This window comes from Paraburkholderia sp. NMBU_R16 (genome assembly GCF_013282575.1).
Classification (GTDB): Bacteria; Pseudomonadota; Gammaproteobacteria; order Burkholderiales; family Burkholderiaceae; genus Trinickia.
Genome location: NZ_JAAAYE010000429.1, coordinates 1 through 253, shown reverse-complemented (window position 1 = coordinate 253; position 253 = coordinate 1). Strand labels below are relative to the sequence as shown.

The window sequence follows — 253 nt, the reverse complement described above, 5'->3', positions numbered from 1 at the left end:
GGTGCGTGTGTTCCTGTACGGTGCGCCGGTCGACATGCGACGCTCGTTCGATGGCCTGTACGCGATTGCGCGCCACGGCATGCCGGTCGATCCGCTGGCGGGCCATTTGTTCGCGTTCATCAATCGTTGTCACTGACCGGCATATTCGAGCCATTCCGGGATCGGCGTAATCGAGCCACCGGATGATCGCCGTAATCGAGCCAGTGCATGATCGGCACAATCGGGCCACTCGATGATCGGCGTATTGGAGCCA

At 60.9% G+C, this 253-nt stretch carries 1 protein-coding gene; it reads left to right on the top strand.

Annotation, left to right across the window (positions count from 1 at the left end):
- Position 1 precedes the first annotated feature (1 nt).
- Positions 2-136: an IS66 family insertion sequence element accessory protein TnpB gene (gene tnpB, locus GWC77_RS30480; RefSeq protein WP_367949139.1), complete on the top strand. Its 135-nt coding sequence runs from the start codon at positions 2-4 to the stop codon at positions 134-136.
- The last annotated feature ends 117 nt before the right edge of the window (positions 137-253 follow it).